This is a genomic window from Sphingobacterium sp. UBA7625 (genome assembly GCF_002484085.1).
GTDB lineage: Bacteria > Bacteroidota > Bacteroidia > Sphingobacteriales > Sphingobacteriaceae > Sphingobacterium > Sphingobacterium athyrii.
On record NZ_DLJD01000003.1, the window covers coordinates 127,780 to 144,216 of the forward strand.

The 16,437-nt window shown below is 51.0% G+C and carries 7 protein-coding genes; 1 reads left to right on the forward strand and 6 read right to left on the reverse strand.

Annotated features, from left to right (window positions below; genetic code table 11):
• Positions 1 to 75: 75 nt before the first annotated feature.
• Complete coding sequence (locus B4G94_RS00665) at positions 76 to 1,953, forward strand: glycoside hydrolase family 2 protein (protein ID WP_286856535.1); 1,878 nt, start codon at positions 76 to 78, stop codon at positions 1,951 to 1,953.
• A 206-nt stretch (positions 1,954 to 2,159) separates the two neighbouring features.
• On the opposite strand, the gene B4G94_RS00670 is transcribed toward B4G94_RS00665, so the two are convergent.
• The 6 genes from B4G94_RS00670 to B4G94_RS00695 form a co-directional block, all read right to left on the reverse strand.
• Positions 2,160 to 3,665, reverse strand: a complete 1,506-nt coding sequence (locus B4G94_RS00670; RefSeq protein WP_286856536.1) for a sulfatase — start codon at positions 3,663 to 3,665, stop codon at positions 2,160 to 2,162.
• Between the two features lie 92 nt (positions 3,666 to 3,757).
• The gene (locus B4G94_RS00675) at positions 3,758 to 6,019 is read right to left on the reverse strand and encodes a RagB/SusD family nutrient uptake outer membrane protein (protein WP_286856537.1); all 2,262 of its coding nucleotides are present in this window, start codon (positions 6,017 to 6,019) and stop codon (positions 3,758 to 3,760) included.
• Positions 6,020 to 6,038: 19 nt separating this feature from the next.
• A complete protein-coding gene (locus B4G94_RS00680) occupies positions 6,039 to 9,329 on the reverse strand; it encodes a SusC/RagA family TonB-linked outer membrane protein (protein WP_286856538.1) in 3,291 nt (1,096 codons plus the stop codon).
• Between the two features lie 545 nt (positions 9,330 to 9,874).
• Entirely contained in the window at positions 9,875 to 11,785 is a 1,911-nt protein-coding gene (locus B4G94_RS00685) for a TlpA family protein disulfide reductase (protein WP_286856539.1), read from the reverse strand.
• Positions 11,778 to 13,142, reverse strand: coding sequence for a RagB/SusD family nutrient uptake outer membrane protein (locus B4G94_RS00690; RefSeq protein WP_286856540.1), 1,365 nt, complete (start codon positions 13,140 to 13,142; stop codon positions 11,778 to 11,780). The genes B4G94_RS00685 and B4G94_RS00690 overlap by 8 nt, the downstream gene beginning before the upstream one ends.
• 30 nt (positions 13,143 to 13,172) lie before the next feature.
• Entirely contained in the window at positions 13,173 to 16,418 is a 3,246-nt protein-coding gene (locus tag B4G94_RS00695) for a TonB-dependent receptor (protein ID WP_286856541.1), read from the reverse strand.
• Positions 16,419 to 16,437: the final 19 nt, after the last annotated feature.

Genomic DNA, 16,437 nt, shown 5'->3' on the forward strand with positions numbered 1-16,437 from the left:
ACCTAATAATTCGATTTAGTCCCTTGTTTTCTTATATTTGGGTTATCAACTAATCTTGCTTATACCTAAATTGAAATGATGAACGGAATGAAATGTCGACTGATGATCCTGATCATAGCTTATTTGACACTCGAAGTGGCAAAAGCGCAGTCCCTTGATGATTTTACACTACCCACGCCCTGGACGGCCGAGGCATTGAAAGCCGAAACACCGCTGCCGGAATATCCTCGCCCACAATTGCAGCGTGGCGAATGGCAGAATCTCAATGGACGATGGGATTATATGGGCGGCAGTGCGCTGTTGGATCCGCGTCAGGCTGGAGCGCCACCGCTGTTTCCGGCAAAAACCGAATCAATCCGTGTGCCTTTTGCTCCTGAGTCGGAACTATCCGGAATTGCCCGGAGCGGAGAGAAATTTCTGTGGTACAGACGTGGTCTCAACATTCCATCAGCATGGAAGGGCAGACGTATATTATTGCATTTCGGTGCGGTGGACCAGTATGCGGCGATCTTTGTGAACGGTAAGAAGGTAGGTGATCATGTAGGTGGATACCATGCTTTTAGCCTCGATATTTCGGATTTTCTAAAGGCGGGGGACAATAGCCTTGTCGTGGGAGCCTACGATGCGAATGATGGTAAAACAGCATCGGGAAAGAATGGCGATAAAGGTGATTATACCTTTAGCTCGGGCATCTGGCAAACAGTCTGGATAGAACCTGTACAGCAAAAACACATCACTCAGCTGAAACTGATTCCTGAGCTGAAAAATAACCGCTTGCAGCTCACGGCGCTCACTGAAGGCAAAGACCTCACCGTGGTTGCCACCGCACATGCGGATAAAAAGCAGGTGGCGACAGCGACGGGAACGGATCACAAAGCATTTTACCTCAATATAAGCAATCCGCACCTATGGAGTCCCGAAGATCCATTTCTATATCAGCTGAAAGTGGAACTTAAAGATAAAGAGGGGCGTACGGTGGATCAGGTAGACTCGTACTTCGCGATGCGCTCAATCGGTATTGGCAAGGTGGACGGCATCAATAGAACCTTGTTAAATGGTAAATTTCAATTTCAGATCGGCGTGCTTGATCAAGGGTATTGGCCTGATGGCATTTTTACGGCGCCGAGCGAAGCGGCTTTGCTTTACGATATTGAACTGGCGAAAAAGGCTGGATTTAACGTCATCCGTAAACATATCAAAGTGGAGCCCATGCGCTGGTACTATCACTGTGACCGGCTTGGGCTGATGGTCTGGCAGGATATGCCCAACCTTTGGTATCCGGACGATACGGATTCAGTAGCGGTACGTAAACAGTTTAGGACCGAACTGAAGCAAATGATGGATCAGCTGTCAAGTGTTCCCTCGATCGTCACTTGGGTGCCTTTCAATGAAAACTGGGGCGCATTTGAAGTGGCAGATATAACCAAATGGACAAAAGAATATGATCCTACGCGCTTAGTCAATGGCAATTCGGGCTATAATTACGCACCGGGATACCGGCCTGCGCAAGGTGACCCCGGTAATGGCGACTTCGTGGATAAGCATCACTATGGAAAGATGGAAGATAAAGCGTTCCCGCAGCCGGATGAAAACCGGGCTGCATCGTTGGGCGAATTCGGCGGAAAAGGGCTTTTTGTGCGCGACCACATGTGGCCTGTGGCAAATAACGCTTACGAGATCCTGATCAATAAAGAGATACTCTCGGATACCTACGTTTACCTGCTCAATGAGATCGAACAGCGTATGCTGTACAGCGGTTTAAGCTGTGCGATCTTTACACAGACTTCAGATGTGGAGCATGAAATCAATGGGTTGGTGACTTATGATCGCCGGGTGGAAAAGTTTGACATGCAGAAAGTGAACTGGATAAATCAGGCAATTATCCGCAACAGTGAAAGAATAGGCAAAAAGAAAAAAATCAGTTCAATTTCAAGGGTTTATCCGGTGGAATAGCGGTGTCTCAGTTAGCTGAGGTATCGCGCAGTTACATGAGCTAAGCACACGGTGTTGCCGTGCGCTTAGCGCATGCGTATGCCTGGGTCTGGGTTACTCCGAAGCTGGCGACTTAAAGGCCCAGAGAAGTAGCAAAAGGCTTGGCTTTAATAACAAAGGGTATTCCTATCGCATGAAATACCCTTTGTTATTCTATAAAAAATATGTTATTTGTCCGTAGGAGGTAGCTCTACCTTTCCGTTTACCTGCTGCATAACCAGGCGGTGGAAATAGTCGACAATGTCTGCATAGTGTTGATCGTTTGCGAGATTAATCATTTGATGGGGATCGGTAAGGGCATTTGTGAGTGATTTTCCGGCACCATGTCCGAAAAATTCTGCATACCGCCATTTTTCCGTACGAACGGTAATTCCCGTCACACCTTTTCCGTTTTCGCTCCAAACGGTATATGCTGGCCTTTCCCAAGTTTGATCCGGTTGGTAAAGTAATGGTTTTAAGCTTTTCCCCTCGAGGCCCTCGTAGCCAGGTAGTCCACAGAGGTCGACTAAGGTTGGGTAAATATCCAGCAGTTCCACGACACGTGGCGAAGGCTGCCCGTTGCCTTCAGCACGTGGATCGTAGATGATAAAGGGTACACGGGTACCCTGTTCCCACAATGATCCGGCTTTGGACCACTTTCCTTTTTCACCCAGTTGATAGCCATGATCACTCCAAAAGACCACAATGGTGTTTTCCTTTAATCCGGATTCCTCCAGCTTCTTTAACACCCGACCCACATTCCAGTCCATATAGCTGATGCAGGCAAGATAAGCTCTAATGTATTCTTTGGCTTCCTGCGGCGATGCGGTCCGATTGACAAAGAAATCAGCATTTCTCCGGCGAATGGACCCGGCAGGAAATCCCACGGGTATACCGGGCATCGATGAAAAATCAGGCGGTAGGGCGATACTGTCGAGGTCATATAGATCAAAGAATTCCTTTGGAGCGACAAACGGGGTATGCGGTTTTGAAAAACCGCAGGCCAAAAAGAAGGGCTGCTCGGTCTGCTTATGGTTTTCTAAATATTGGATGGCCCGGTCCGCCACTTTCGTATCACCTATTTGCCTGGCCTCTTCACCCGTTAAGGCTGCCCATTTGTCTGATGGTGTCGATGCGGCATAGGGGTCAATACGGGGTGGTGAATTGCTGTATTCTTGCCAATAAGATTGGGAATCCACTGCAGCCGGGGGAGCGCCATTGATCACGGTGCCGTATTGGCGCTTTTCTCCTCCGATATCCCAGGCCTCGGTGTCATCTATGCCGCCATGGAAGACCTTACCACTTCGGATCGTGGTGTATCCGTTTTGCTTAAAATATTTAGGGAGGCTGATCCAATCCGGGAATGACGCGTTAAACCATTCTCTATTTCCGTAAAGGCCACTTGTTGTCGGGCGTTTTCCTGTTAACAGGGATGACCTGGAGGGATTGCATAATGGATATTGACAATACGCATTTTTAAACCATACGCCCTTCGCTGCTAGGCGATCTAAGTTGGGTGTCTGTGCCAAAGGATGTCCATATATGCCCATATCTGTTCGCAGGTCATCTGAAATCAGAAACAGTACATTATATTTTTTTGGGGCTGAATCTACTGGTCGTTTGTGTTGCGATTGCCCTCGCAAACATAGCGCAGCATTCAGGAAGCAAAGCAATAGGTAATAATATTTTTTCATTGTGATTGATTGGAGTTATCGCTGACCGGCCACCAATCGGACGGCACATGCGCTGGTAAACGAAAGATACTATTTAACTCATTTTTTAAGGGCTAATATCCGGGATTTTGATAGGATCGGCGGGCTGTTTCATCAAGTAGTACGCCATCCTTGTCTGTTAGCATGCTGATAAAAGATTGCGGAAAGGGTTTGAACGTATGCGTTGCTGAAAAGGTTCCCTTGCCATTTCCATCCTGCCCATTCACTCCAGATGGATTATCAGATCTGGACCAGCTGCCAGTACGGCCAGAGGCCAGTTGTGCGTGATGCAACATCCGCTCCAGCTGTATACCTGCATGGTGTATCCCCTCGTATACGACCTGCTCTGTATTGAACTCCCGGGAATATTCATTGTAGATAAAATGCACAAAACGTTTCAACTCGGAATTTGCCTCGGGCGGATACTGCTCAGCCTTGGCTTTGGCCGAACTACCATCCCAATAGGAAGCATCGACTCTAATTTTATCGAATGTGGCTGACGCCGAAGGATAGGGGTAGGAGCGTTCTTCGGTGCGCAATGATTCGGCACCAGGGTATAAGCGGGCCAAGACCTCGGCGCGATTTTCGCCAGCTTTATAGGCGGCGCGGTTGCGTAAGATATTGATGTCGACGATAGCTTTTGCATAGTCTCCTTTCCGGCCATAGGCTTCTGCCCGGATCAAGTAGGTTTCGGCAAGCCGGAAGATGGCCACGTCACGTGTGCCGAAATGGTTGTCGACGGTACTGCGATTTGGATCGATAAACTTACGTGACGAAGGGCGTACCTTTCGGTTCAGGAGCAGTCCAGCATTCCCACTGTAGCGGTCTGCACCGGTCTTTCTGTAATAATATTTTCCATTGTCCTTGATCCACCGCGGATAGAGCACATAAGGCTGTGCGAGGGCCTCAGTGAGATCAATGGCCGTTTCCTTGGTGTTCTCCAGGAAAACAAGTCCCAGGTCAGCCTTCCCAATTTTCCGCTGTCCGGCCACGGCATTCCGGCCATTCCATGAGGGACGTTTATAGTTAGGCTTGATATTGCTGTTAAAGAAATCGGCTTCATTTGTTTGCCAGGCCAGGGAAGCATTTTTTGCATCCGTATAAGCTAGGCCGGGACCGTCCGACTGGGAAGCATTATCGAAGGCGGCACTTTCATATTCAAGCTGGAAGGATTTTTCAAAACGGGAATCGTTCACTTTATCGGTAAATACATCATAGCCCCAGTCCGAAGGCAGAAATCCCTGACCTTTTAGCAGGCCGTAAGACCAGGTCCAGCTTGGGATATTCCAGGCCGAGTTGCGGTAATCGGCGGTAAAGGCGGCGTTGGTACGCATGCCGTAGCGACCATTCTCCAAATTATTACCATAGGAGGCCTGCAGAATAATTTCGGAATTCGTTTCGTTGCTCCAATTGCCTTTCTCAATGGCAAAAAGGTCCCAATAATTTGAGGCGAGGCTGATCCCGGAGTTGATTACCTGTGTGGAATAATAAATGGCGGAATCCAAATCTGCCGTTCCCTCGCCCTTGTACAATAGTCCTTGGTACGCATTGGGACTTGTGGGATCTATCGTCCCGTCTGCATTGCGGTATGATTTAAAGGCTGCTGCCTGATGGCGCTGCAGATAAAGCTTGGCCAGGAAATGCAGGGCCGCGTTGCGGGTAATCCGGCCGCGCTGTGTCTGTCCGGCCGCAGGTAAATACTGCTCCGCAAAGCGTAGATCAGCAATTAATTTGGCATAGATGGTCGCCGAATTTGTTTTAGGCAGGTAAAAATTAGCCGGTAGGCTGTTGTTGCTTTTCAGTGGAAAAGGGACATCCCCCAATTGTGTGACCAATAAATAATAAGCATAGGCCCGTAGAAAATAGACCTCAGCAAGCTTTTGATTGGCATAAGCTGCATCACTTGCATATTTGCCGGGAGCACGTTCGATGATGATTTCGATAGCTTTGTTGCAATCATTAATAATCGGATAAGCACCCAGTAGCTGGGTCTGAAAATACCCGATCAGGTTGTTGGCATATTCACCGGCAGCTCCTGATGGCGACCATACTGCGGGACTGAAGGTAGCCCAGGCATTATCCAGTGGTTCAGTGATATCATTGCCCGTTTCAAAAAGGAAGGGACCTTCCATAAATCCATATTTCCACCGTAGGATGTTGTAATTGGCGACGACAAGTTCGTCCAGTCCCTTTTCGGATTCAAAATAATCCTGAGTTATCGTGGAGACCATCTCCTCTTGGAGAAAGTCCTTGCATGAACTTAATCCCGCTCCTGTCGATAGGATAGCTATTGCCCAAAGGGCGAATGTTTTTCTGTTATATTTTCCAAGTCTCATGTTACGTTGGTGCTATTGATTAAAGACCGATTCTCAATCCGAGAACGGCACTGCGCAATAAGATGCTGTTGGCGGTCTGTCCACCGCTCTGCGCTGCGGCGGCACTATCCCAGCCGTTGACATCATCCGGATTAAGGCCAATTTTTACCGCTTCGCCGCCCCAGATGACTGGGTTGAGGACCTGCGCATACACCTGTAGGCTTCCGATATTAAGTCGATCGAGCACAGGTTGTTTAAACGTGTAGCCCAAGGAAATATAGCGCAACGACACTAGACTGCCACTCGTGTAATTGCGTACCGCATTGTAGTTTGTGAACGTCGCTGTTGTCTGCTGCGGAAATGCCGCCGAGGTATTTTCAGGGCTCCATATCGCTGTTTCCGTACGGCGGCCATAGGTCTGTAGCGCGCCATAGTAGCTGCTGCCGATACGTGCATAGATAAAGAAGGAGAGGTCCCAGTTTTTGTACCGGAAAGCGTTGACAATCCCGCCTGTCCATTTGGGTCTATTGCTGCCCAAGATTGCCTTGTCACTGTCGTTGATGGTTCCAAAGCCATTGTCGAGATAGGTGACAGTTTCGCCGGATGCTAGGGTGACCGATTTTGCACCGTCTGTACCAGGCTGTACTTCCACAAGTTGCTGATCTTTGATTTTTACCTGCCCCGGTAAAGCCGTGATATTTCCAATTTTTCGGTAAAGTTCGATCAGCCGGAGGTCATCGGGTGTCTGTTGCCACAATCGGTCATAGACATAATCCCTAAATACGGCTATAGGCTGCCCAATAAACCAGCCGTTGGCCACATCGTCTACCTTACCGTCGACCAATTCGACGATCTTCTCCCGGTTTCTGCTCCAGGTCAAGGTTGTATTCCAGGAGAAATTCGGTCGGTCGATATTCTTCGTTGAAACAGAGATTTCTAGCCCACTGTTGCTCGTTTTTCCGATATTGCCCAATATGCTGTTGTACCCGAGTACGGGGGGAATGGATCGATTGAGCAGGAGGTCTTTGGTATTTGCTCTATACCATTCCACAGCACCTGATATGCTGTTGTTCAGAAATGCGAAATCCAGCCCGATATTATGCTGTACTGTTTTTTCCCAACCGAGCGCTGCGTTTGGCATGGAGGATGATTTGTAGCCCGGCACCTGCGTTTCGTCAAAAACATAGGCTGCACCAGCGATTGTCCCTGAGGTGGTGTAGGGCGATACAGAAGAATTTCCCGTTACACCGATGCCATAGCGGAGCTTGAACTGATCAATCCAATCCACCGCTTTCAACCAAGGTTCCTCTTCTAATTTATAGCCCAGGGCCAGAGAGGGGAAGAAATCAAATTTATGCCCCTGAGCCAGCACCGACGCCCCGTCCCAACGTCCCGTTGCCGTCATTAGGTATTTATTTTTCAAGGCATAATTAGCCCTTAACATATAAGATAGCAAGGTAGATTTACTAAAGGACGTCCCATAGCTCATGGGGATGCCAAGATCATTGGCACTCAGGTTGTACCACAGCGAAGAAGGGAAGGTAATATCCTGCGCCCGGATATTAATACCATTGGATCTATTTTCCTGTGAAGACTGCAAGGCATCCACTTTCAGGGAATGATCGTCCCATTTCTTATCAAAGGTCAGCATATTCTCAAATACCCAGGACAGTCGCTTGTTGTGGGAATTGTAGCCGATCAATGGAGCTGTACCCACAGCAGAGAAGGGGTTTGTGTAATCGGGGCCATAGAACGAGCCTTTTTCCGTTCCCGTATACTGCACCCCAAATTTGAGCTGGTATTTTAACCAAGGTGTAAAATTGAGCTGCGCAAAAGCATTGGAGAGCACACTGTATTGCGTATTTTCATTTTTACTATTTTCAATATTCAGGAGTACATTATGCGCCGACAGACCCGTGCGATTGGTATTCAACAAAAGTCCGTTCTCATCATAGGCTGGCGCATAGGGCATGAGTGCCAGGGCCTGGCCATAGGAATCTTTTCCACCCGTATTGGAGCTGTTGTCAGCCATGCCATAATTTTGGACGGAATAACTGCCGATCATGGATATGCCCAGCTTCAGCCATTTTCGGGGCGAAACATCGCCTTTTAATGTTGTGGTATACCGCTTATAATCCTGATCGATCATGGCGCCCTTTTGATCGAGCAGTCCCGCAGACAGGTAAAGGCTGGATTTTTCATTACCCGAAGAGAGCGAGATGCTGTGGTTGTTGGTTTTTGCAAGGCGTGTCACCAAATCTGTCCAATCCTGATTGAGGAGGTTGCCGCCGTTATATACGGGCACTTGCTGTGCGTACCCACGTGCAATCTCTTCTGCAGTAGCATCGCGCAGCAGTACTTTGCCGTCTGCTCCCCAACTGTAGGCCTTGCGGATGGATTCAATACCGTAGGTTTCGCCACCACCAAAATTTTGAATATCGAAATCAGGATCGGGTGCTGTACCGTATTTTCCGGTATAGGTACCTCCATTGATGTGACTCTGCCGTTGCCAGTCCAAAAGTGCCTTTGAATCCATCCAGTCAGTCGTCGAATGAATCTGATCCAAAGATAATGATCCGTTATATTGCACGGATATCTGTCCCTTTTTTCCTTCTAAAAGAGAGACCAGGATCACACCATTTGCACCACGTGATCCGTAGATTGCTGTTGCTGAAGCATCTTTCAGAATTTCAATGGAGGCAATATCTTTGGGGTTGATAATAGATGCTTCGCTTGCGGATATCGGAATTCCGTCGACTACATAGAGCGGCTCATTGGAGGCATTTATGGAGCGGTTACCACGGATGCGTATGGTACCTACGCCACCAGGTCGGTTATTTGAGGTAATGTCCACGCCACTCGCTTTGCCCTGTATGCCCTGGACGATATTCGCTATTGGCCGGTCATTGAGGTCCTGCCCCTTGATCTGGGACAATGCTCCTGTGACATCCCCCTTTTTTGTCGTTCCGTATCCGACGACAACAATTTCGTCGAGCTGCCGGTCATTGGGCTGCAATTTGATTTCAACGGGTGAGCGCTGTACAATTAAGGTATCCGAGCGGTAGCCCAGATGGCTCACAATAATTTTAAAAGGCAATTTTTGACCGGTTCGGAATGAAAAGCGCCCCCAGGTATCGGTCTGTACACGGTGTGTGACAGCATCTAGTTGCACTGTTGCCCCTGCGATGGGTTTATTGGTTCGTGCATCAAGCAGCGTACCAATAAGATCTGCATTGATAATGGGTGAAACGGGCTGCTGTGCGAGCACTATATTGGCCTGAAATGAGGCAAATAGCGCCACAGACAATCGTTTCCAATTGTTTATGTTCATGATTAAAACAGTAGATTAGGTTGATGTTGAATTCAAAAAAACAACAGCTATTCAGCTATCGGGCACGTGCATCACGCCATGCACATTCGTTTTTTCTTGAAAAATAATGGATTCAACAGGGGACTGTTTTTTGGAAAGATTTGTCTAAAATAATACTTGCTCATAGAAATTTAATTGTGAAAACTACATTTAAAAAATAACAACGTGACCAACGCCAATTGAGAAACGATGAACAAATATAAAAATAGTAAAGAATAAAGTCTACTATTTTTGTAGATTTTTTTGATTTATAGCATAAATGATGGATGTCAGCTTGCTAAATCGCTCGGATGCCGCATTTCGGTATCGGTGTTAGGCTGTTTTATCGGGGTGAGCTTTTCGCCGCGGGATGTTGCTACGGGGGAGCAGAAAAGCGGATACATCATCCAGGTGTCGTCAGTCCTTGGTCTGGCGGCTTTACTAACAATGGGGCCTTTTAATAGCGGGTATCTGAACTTTCGGATACCCGCTGTTGGTTTACCCTCCTCGGCTTTGCCGCGGGAAGGTTATTCCTGTTCTTTCAGGTATTCGATCATGGCATCAAGACTCTGCAGCAGCTTTTCGCCTTCAAATCCCACTTTCCGGAAACGGATATTGCCTTTGCTGTCGAGGATCAGCGTGGTCGGAATGGAGGTGATACCGAGCTTGTTGCTCAGTTTCTTATCCTGGTTGTAGTAAAAGGGAAAGTCAAATTGCGGGTTGGCTTGCGCCCATTTGTAGGCATCGTCCCAGCTGTTGCCGCTGCCTGAATTGAGCACGACAAACTTGACTCTGGGGTCATCTGCATACTTTTTGTACACTTGATGCAGGTAGGGGAAGGAGGCAATACAGGGCTTGCACCAAGTTGCCCAGAAGTCAATGACCACAATCTTGCCTTCCAGATCCTGCGGGCCCAATGGCCTGCGCGCCATATCGACGATGCTGAACTCCGCCGGAAAGGGGCTGCTGCCGATGGTCTTGTCAAATTCCTGATAGTAATGCTGCTTCCACTGCCTGTCGAGCTTGCTGAAATAGGCCTGTCGGTCGGCGGTACGGATCCCCTGCTGGCTGATCGCATCCTCCAGCAGCTGCCGGATCTTGGGGTCAAAGGGGGCCTGCTGATAGGCGGCTTCGAGTACGGGTAAGGCACTTTCCGCATCATTCCATTGCTGGTACTGCCCGGCGACGGCACGCAGCAGTGCCGGAGACTTCAGCATGGGAATGCTCCGGGCAAACCACTGCCGGGCAGCTTCCGGTTGGTTCAGCCGGGCTGCCAGAAGCCCTTGGCTGGCCATGATCTCCGCCTTGACTGCTTCGATCTTGTCGGACCGCGCGGGATCGTGGGCGACCAGATAGCCGGTCTCGGGAAAATAGCGGATCAGGCTCACGGGATACGCCGCGACGCTATCCAGAACATACAAATTGAGCCTGGAGGCTTCGCGCAGCAGGATCTGGTGATCCAGCATCAGCTGCACATAGTTGCGGTACGCGCGCCATTTGTAGGGATCCGGCTCCCAGGTGGTAATCAGGGGCAGGTAAGTACGTGCCGCTGCACTGTCGCCACGCTGCACGTGGTAGCTGAATAGGTACTCGTAGGCACTGCCAAAGGCCTCCTTGTTGCTGTCGTTTCGGCGCTCCAGCAGCTGCTGTATCCCAGCCACCACAGCGGACGAGTCCGGCTCACGCAGCAGCGTATTGAGCCGGTAGGAGATCCCGATCTTTTCGTTGGGAAACTCGTCCACCACCACACGGCGGATCGAGTCCACCTTTTGGTTCTGCCCCAGGATCAGATAGCCCATCGTCACTTTGTTGAGATTGCCCTCGGAGAGGGGATTGCTCCTGAATTTTTTCTCGATCACAGCCAGGCCCTCTTTCAGCAGCTGCGCCTGCCGGGCGGGACTGCTCTCCTTCATCTGCAGAGCAATCAGCCGCAGCCGGGCCTCATAGTTGTCGGGATACAGCCGCAGCTCTTCCTTTAAGTAATGTTCCTGTAGGGGGACGATACGGTCGGAAGTCTTGTTCTGTACCGGCAGGCTATAGGACTTGCCCAGGTAATTGCCGGCAATGAGTTTGCCCTGTTTATAGATATAAATTTCGTACTGGCTGCTGTCGCTGGCCTGCTGCACAAATTTTTTGTCTTTATCGGAAATGGTAAAGCAGGAAAAGTTGGCATAAGGCGGCAGTTTAAACTGTACCTGCCAGCGGCCATGCTGCTGCTGCATGGGTATGCGGTTGGGCAGCTCATAAAAGTTGGAGTAGCCGAAGTCTACGAAAAAGGGGCCTGCGGCACTGGGTGCAGCGCTGCCGCGGGGATCAAAGCTGATCGTCACGGTATCACCGGCCGCGGCTTTTGCCGGCACAATGCTGACCTGTGCCCGCAGTATCGGGCTTGTTTGCAACAGGACGAGCAGCAGCGAAAGGTTGAGTAGCTTAATCATTCTGCTGGAGATTAGGGTTGGTCAATAGAATAGTACTTGCGATCGGTATTTTTAAGTCGCTTTCGCTAAAGTCTGTTTTGGCTGCTGTAAGCACCGGCAGGGCCCTGTTGGTCCGGACCAGGTCAAACCAGCGGTGCCCCCATTCGCCGAGCAGCTCCAGTTGCCGTTCTTTTTCCAGAGCCACTGCAATATCGGCTTTGGCCATCGTGTGGGGCAGGGCATCGAGTCCGGCACGCTCACGGATCTGGTTGATATCGTCGATGGCGGCGCCGAGCTTGTTCTGGTTGAGACGGGCTTCGGCACGGATCAGATACTGTTCGGCCAGACGCAGCACGGTATTGTATTCGGTGACGGGTGTGCTGGTACGAACCTTGTACTTATAAGGCATATAACGCGTCTCACTGCCGACGGTATAGGACTTCAGCCAGTTGGCTTTACGCAGGTCACCCTCCTCATAATCCTCCAGTGTGCTGTTGTACAACTGATAAAAGCTCCGCGCTGTGGCCACGGCGGGAACGATGCTGAACCCTTCCCAGGTATTGACGCCGGCAGTGGAGAGGTTGACGGTCTGCAGCTGCCAGATGGCTTCTTTGCTGGTTTTCAGGAACACGGTATTCAGATCGCGGGAGAGCTCATAACGGCTGTCGCCAATGACTTTGTCGGCTGTGGCTTCGGCATTGGCCCAGTCCGACCGGTAGAGGTATACTCTGGCCAGCAGGGCTTCCACTGCTTTGCGGTTGGGGCGGATGCGTTCAGTGCCGATGTAGGTATCGGGGATATCCGCAGCAGCCTGCTTGAGGTCTTCCACCATAAAGGCATAAAGCTCTTCACGGGATGCAGGACCTTTCTGGTTGTTGAGTTCCAGATTTTTGGTGTCCGTGATCAAAGGGACTTTATTAAACAGATTGCTGAGGTAAAAGTAGCAGAAGACCCGCGTAAAACGGGCTTCGGCAGACAGCTGTGCTTTGACCTCAGTGCTCAGCGCCGAGGCTTCCAGACCTTCGATAATTTTGTTGCTATGGTTGATATAGCTGAAAGGCTGGGACCAGAGACGGTCGAGATAAGAGGTGGCGGGACTGAGTTTATTGTATTTGTACTCATCATAAGTGGTGAAGGCTGAATTGTACTCGTCGGCCAGACTGGACAGGACGATGGTCATCAGTCCGCTGGCAAACTGGTTGTTGTAATTGTTCATGCTGGTATACAGCCCGGCTACTGTTGCACTGGCGGTTTTGGCGTCGCTGAAAGCCGCACCGGCGGATACTTCGGTCCGCGGGGGATCGGTCTCCAAAAATTTGCTGCAGGACAGGTGGAGCAGCGGCGTGGCAAAGAGGCTGTAGATAATATATTTTTTCATGGGATAGTTCGTTGGTCGTTTCATGATTCATTAAAAAGTAAGCTGCACACCGAAGGTATAGGTACGCAGGGACGGCGTGGCGCTGGGGCGTACAGACCCGAAGGGGTTGACATCCGAAAGATTGCTGCGGTCAAAACCGGGCATCTCGGGATCCATGCCCCTGAAGCTGGTCCAGGTCAGGAGATTTTGCGCGGTAAACTGCAGGGCGGCCCGGCTGATGTGGATTTTTTGCGCCCATCGGGAGATATCGTAACTGAACGACACATTTTTTAGCCGGATGAAGGAGGCGTCGTCCCACACGGCAGAGGAGTATCGGTAATTGTTGCGGTACACCACATTGGCCTCGTTGGCACTATTGGCAGTGGCACGTGGGATGTCGGTGATGTCGCCGGGTTGCTGCCAGCGGCCCAGTACGTATTCGTCCAGATTGGCCATGGAACCGATGCCGGTCGCCAGTGGCCCATAGCCGATGGAAGGGCCTTCCTGCTTGACAAACTGCAGCATAAAGCCCAGGCTCAGCGGACCGTAGCTCAGGTTGTTGCTGATGCCCCCATAGTATTTGGGCATGAGCGAGCCCAGGGTCACGTAGTCATTCAAATCGGTAATCTTGCCGTCACCGTCCACATCCCTGAACTGGGCGATGCCGGTCTGCGGATTCACACCGGTGAACTGGAAGCCGCGCACGATGCGTGTGGACTCGCCGATAACGTAGCGTCGGGCATCGCTGCTGCTTTCAAGTCCCGGATATTCGAGTAGGGTATTGGACGGAAAGGTGATATTGAAGCTGGTGTTCCAGCTGAACTGTTCCCGCTGGATATTGGTGCTGCTGAGCTCCAGTTCCCAGCCCTTGTTTTCGATCTTTGCCGGCTGATTGCCAAAATAGGAGGTAAAGCCCGTCTGTGGCGCCAGGGTAATATTGATCAGCTGATTGCTGGATCTATTGTTGTAGTAGTTGAGGGTCATAAAGATGCGGTCCTTCAAAAATCCGAGGTCAAGGCCCAGCTCTTTCTTTCTGATTTCTTCCCAGCCAAAATTGGGGTTGTAAACTCGGGTGGGATACAGGCCCGTGATGCCCTGGTAGGCGAAGTTGGTGCCCCAGGTATCGAGATACTGGTAGTCGCCGATCTGGTCATTGCCGGTGACACCCCAGCTGGCCCTTAGCTTTCCGAAGCTCAGTACGGACTGCCCGCGCAGGAATTCCTCGCTGCTGAATACCCAGGCCGCGCCCACTGATCCGAAGTTACCGTACTTGTTGTTGGGACCGAAGCGCGAGGATCCGTCCCGGCGGTAGCTGACATTGAAGAGGTAGCGCTCATCGTAGGCGTAGCTGATCCGGCCGAAGGCGGACTGGTAGCGGTAGTCCGTGTATTGGTTGTTGCGGACCGCGAGCACTCCGGCTGCAGTCATGTTTTCAAGCTGCGAATCACTCGGGTAGCCGCTGCCGTCGATGTGTTTGCCCTCGCTGACCCGCTGCTGCCAGGTGCCGCCGGCGAGCAGCCTGACGTCGTGCTTGCCAAATGTTTTGCTGTAATTGAGCTGGGGCTCGACGATGTAGGACTCGTAGTCCGAGTTGCCGTAAGAGGCCATCGAGCCGGTACTGGTTGCTGGATTGAATCCGGCATTGGGCAGCAGGCGCGTCTCGTCCATGCTTTTGAGGTTGTAGCCCAGGCTGATCTTGGCCGTCAGCTCGGGCAGGATCGCATACTCGGCAGAAAGATTGGCCAGCAGCGATTTGGACTTCGACAGCCCTGAGCGCTCCATATAGGCCGCGGGATTCTGCTGACTCTGCTGGAACCAGTAATAGTCGCCCTTTTCGTCATACAGCGGATAGTTGGGGGAAATGTTATAAAACTGTGCGATATCGGTCGGTACCGTGTTGTTGCGGTCCAGATTGAGGTTGAAGCTGCTGTTCAGTTTGAAGCGCTGGTCCCGGGACTGGGTGGACAGATTGAGCAGGGCTCCGCCGCGCTGATAGGTCTTGTTACCGGGCAGGGGATCGCCCTGCCGGTTGAAGTTGGTGCTGGCGAGATACTGGGTATGCTCGTTGCCTCCGGCAAAGGACAGCTGGTAGCTCGAGAAGGGTGAGCTGGCACCGTAAAATGCTTTCTGCCAGTCGCTGTAGGCATGCTGGTCCCAGGTCAGCAGGTCCGGTGCGTTATCTACCGTCGGCTCAAACTGGTCGTTCGCAAAGCCTTCCTTACGGATCTGTAGGTATTGTTCGGTGTTGAGCATCTTGAGGTTACGGATGGCTTTGCCCGAACCGATGCTGGCGTTGAAGTCTATTTTGAGCCCGCTTTTATTGCCTTTTTTGGTGGTGATCAGGATCACGCCGTTGCCGCCGCGGGAGCCATAGATGGCCGTGGCATCGGCGTCCTTGAGCACGTCTATGCGTTCGATGTCCTTGGGGTTGATCAGGCTCAGGGGACTCTGATTGCCATTGGCCAGGGCAAACTGGTTCATGCTTTCGTCCGAAAAGGGAATGCCGTCGATGATGTAGAGCGGGCTGCTGCCGTTGCTCAGTGAATTGACGCCACGTAGCTGCACCTGAAACGAGCTGCCGGGCAGCCCCGAATTGGATGCAATGCTGAGGCCGGCGACACGGCCTTGAAGTGCGGCGAGGGGATCCAGTACGGGCTGTGTTCCGATCTCGCGGCTGGTCACACTGGATACCGAACCTGTGTTTTTGCGGACGGAGGAGGTACCGTAACCGATGACCACCACTTCATCGAGATTGCCGGGATCGGCCTCGAGGCTTAGCTCAAGGGGGTCGCTGCCGGCAATTTTAACTTCTTTGCTGCGGTAGCCTACATAGCTCAGCGACAGGATGTCGCCGGCCTGCAGCCCATGTAAAGTAAAATGTCCGCCTGCATCGGTGACGGTGCTGGTCACTTTGTTTTTGACACGGACGTTCACGCCTTCCAGGGCGGCACCGGCGGCATTGCGCACACGACCGCTGACGGCGGTTTGCTGGGGACTGCCAGTCGCTTTGCCCTGAAGCACAATGGTATTGTTGACAATGCTGTAGCGGATGCCCTTGGCGGTAAAGGCCTGTCTGAGCAGTTCCGGAATATTGGTATTGTCCAGGTTCACAGCTAGATTCAGTTCGGGCTTAATTTCGCTGGGGTCATAGACAAAGCGGTAGTCGCTGCGCTGCTCGATGGTTTTGACGAGCTGTTTGAACTGAATCTGATCTGGCGCACCGGCCGGATGCTGGCTAAAGGCATAACCGTTGACATGCATCAGCATGAACAGTACTGCTTTTACGGAGTTTTTCATAGGGTATTAGATTAAAAAT

What these genes read in the sequence shown, in the direction of transcription:
- B4G94_RS00675 (WP_286856537.1), bottom strand. Translation starts at nt 6,019, where the DNA reads ATGAGACTTGGAAAATATAACAGAAAAACATTCGCCCTTTGGGCAATA.
- B4G94_RS00690 (WP_286856540.1), bottom strand. Translation starts at nt 13,142, where the DNA reads ATGAAAAAATATATTATCTACAGCCTCTTTGCCACGCCGCTGCTCCAC.
- B4G94_RS00685 (WP_286856539.1), bottom strand. Translation starts at nt 11,785, where the DNA reads ATGATTAAGCTACTCAACCTTTCGCTGCTGCTCGTCCTGTTGCAAACA.
- B4G94_RS00695 (WP_286856541.1), bottom strand. Translation starts at nt 16,418, where the DNA reads ATGAAAAACTCCGTAAAAGCAGTACTGTTCATGCTGATGCATGTCAAC.
- B4G94_RS00665 (WP_286856535.1), top strand. Translation starts at nt 76, where the DNA reads ATGATGAACGGAATGAAATGTCGACTGATGATCCTGATCATAGCTTAT.
- B4G94_RS00670 (WP_286856536.1), bottom strand. Translation starts at nt 3,665, where the DNA reads ATGAAAAAATATTATTACCTATTGCTTTGCTTCCTGAATGCTGCGCTA.
- B4G94_RS00680 (WP_286856538.1), bottom strand. Translation starts at nt 9,329, where the DNA reads ATGAACATAAACAATTGGAAACGATTGTCTGTGGCGCTATTTGCCTCA.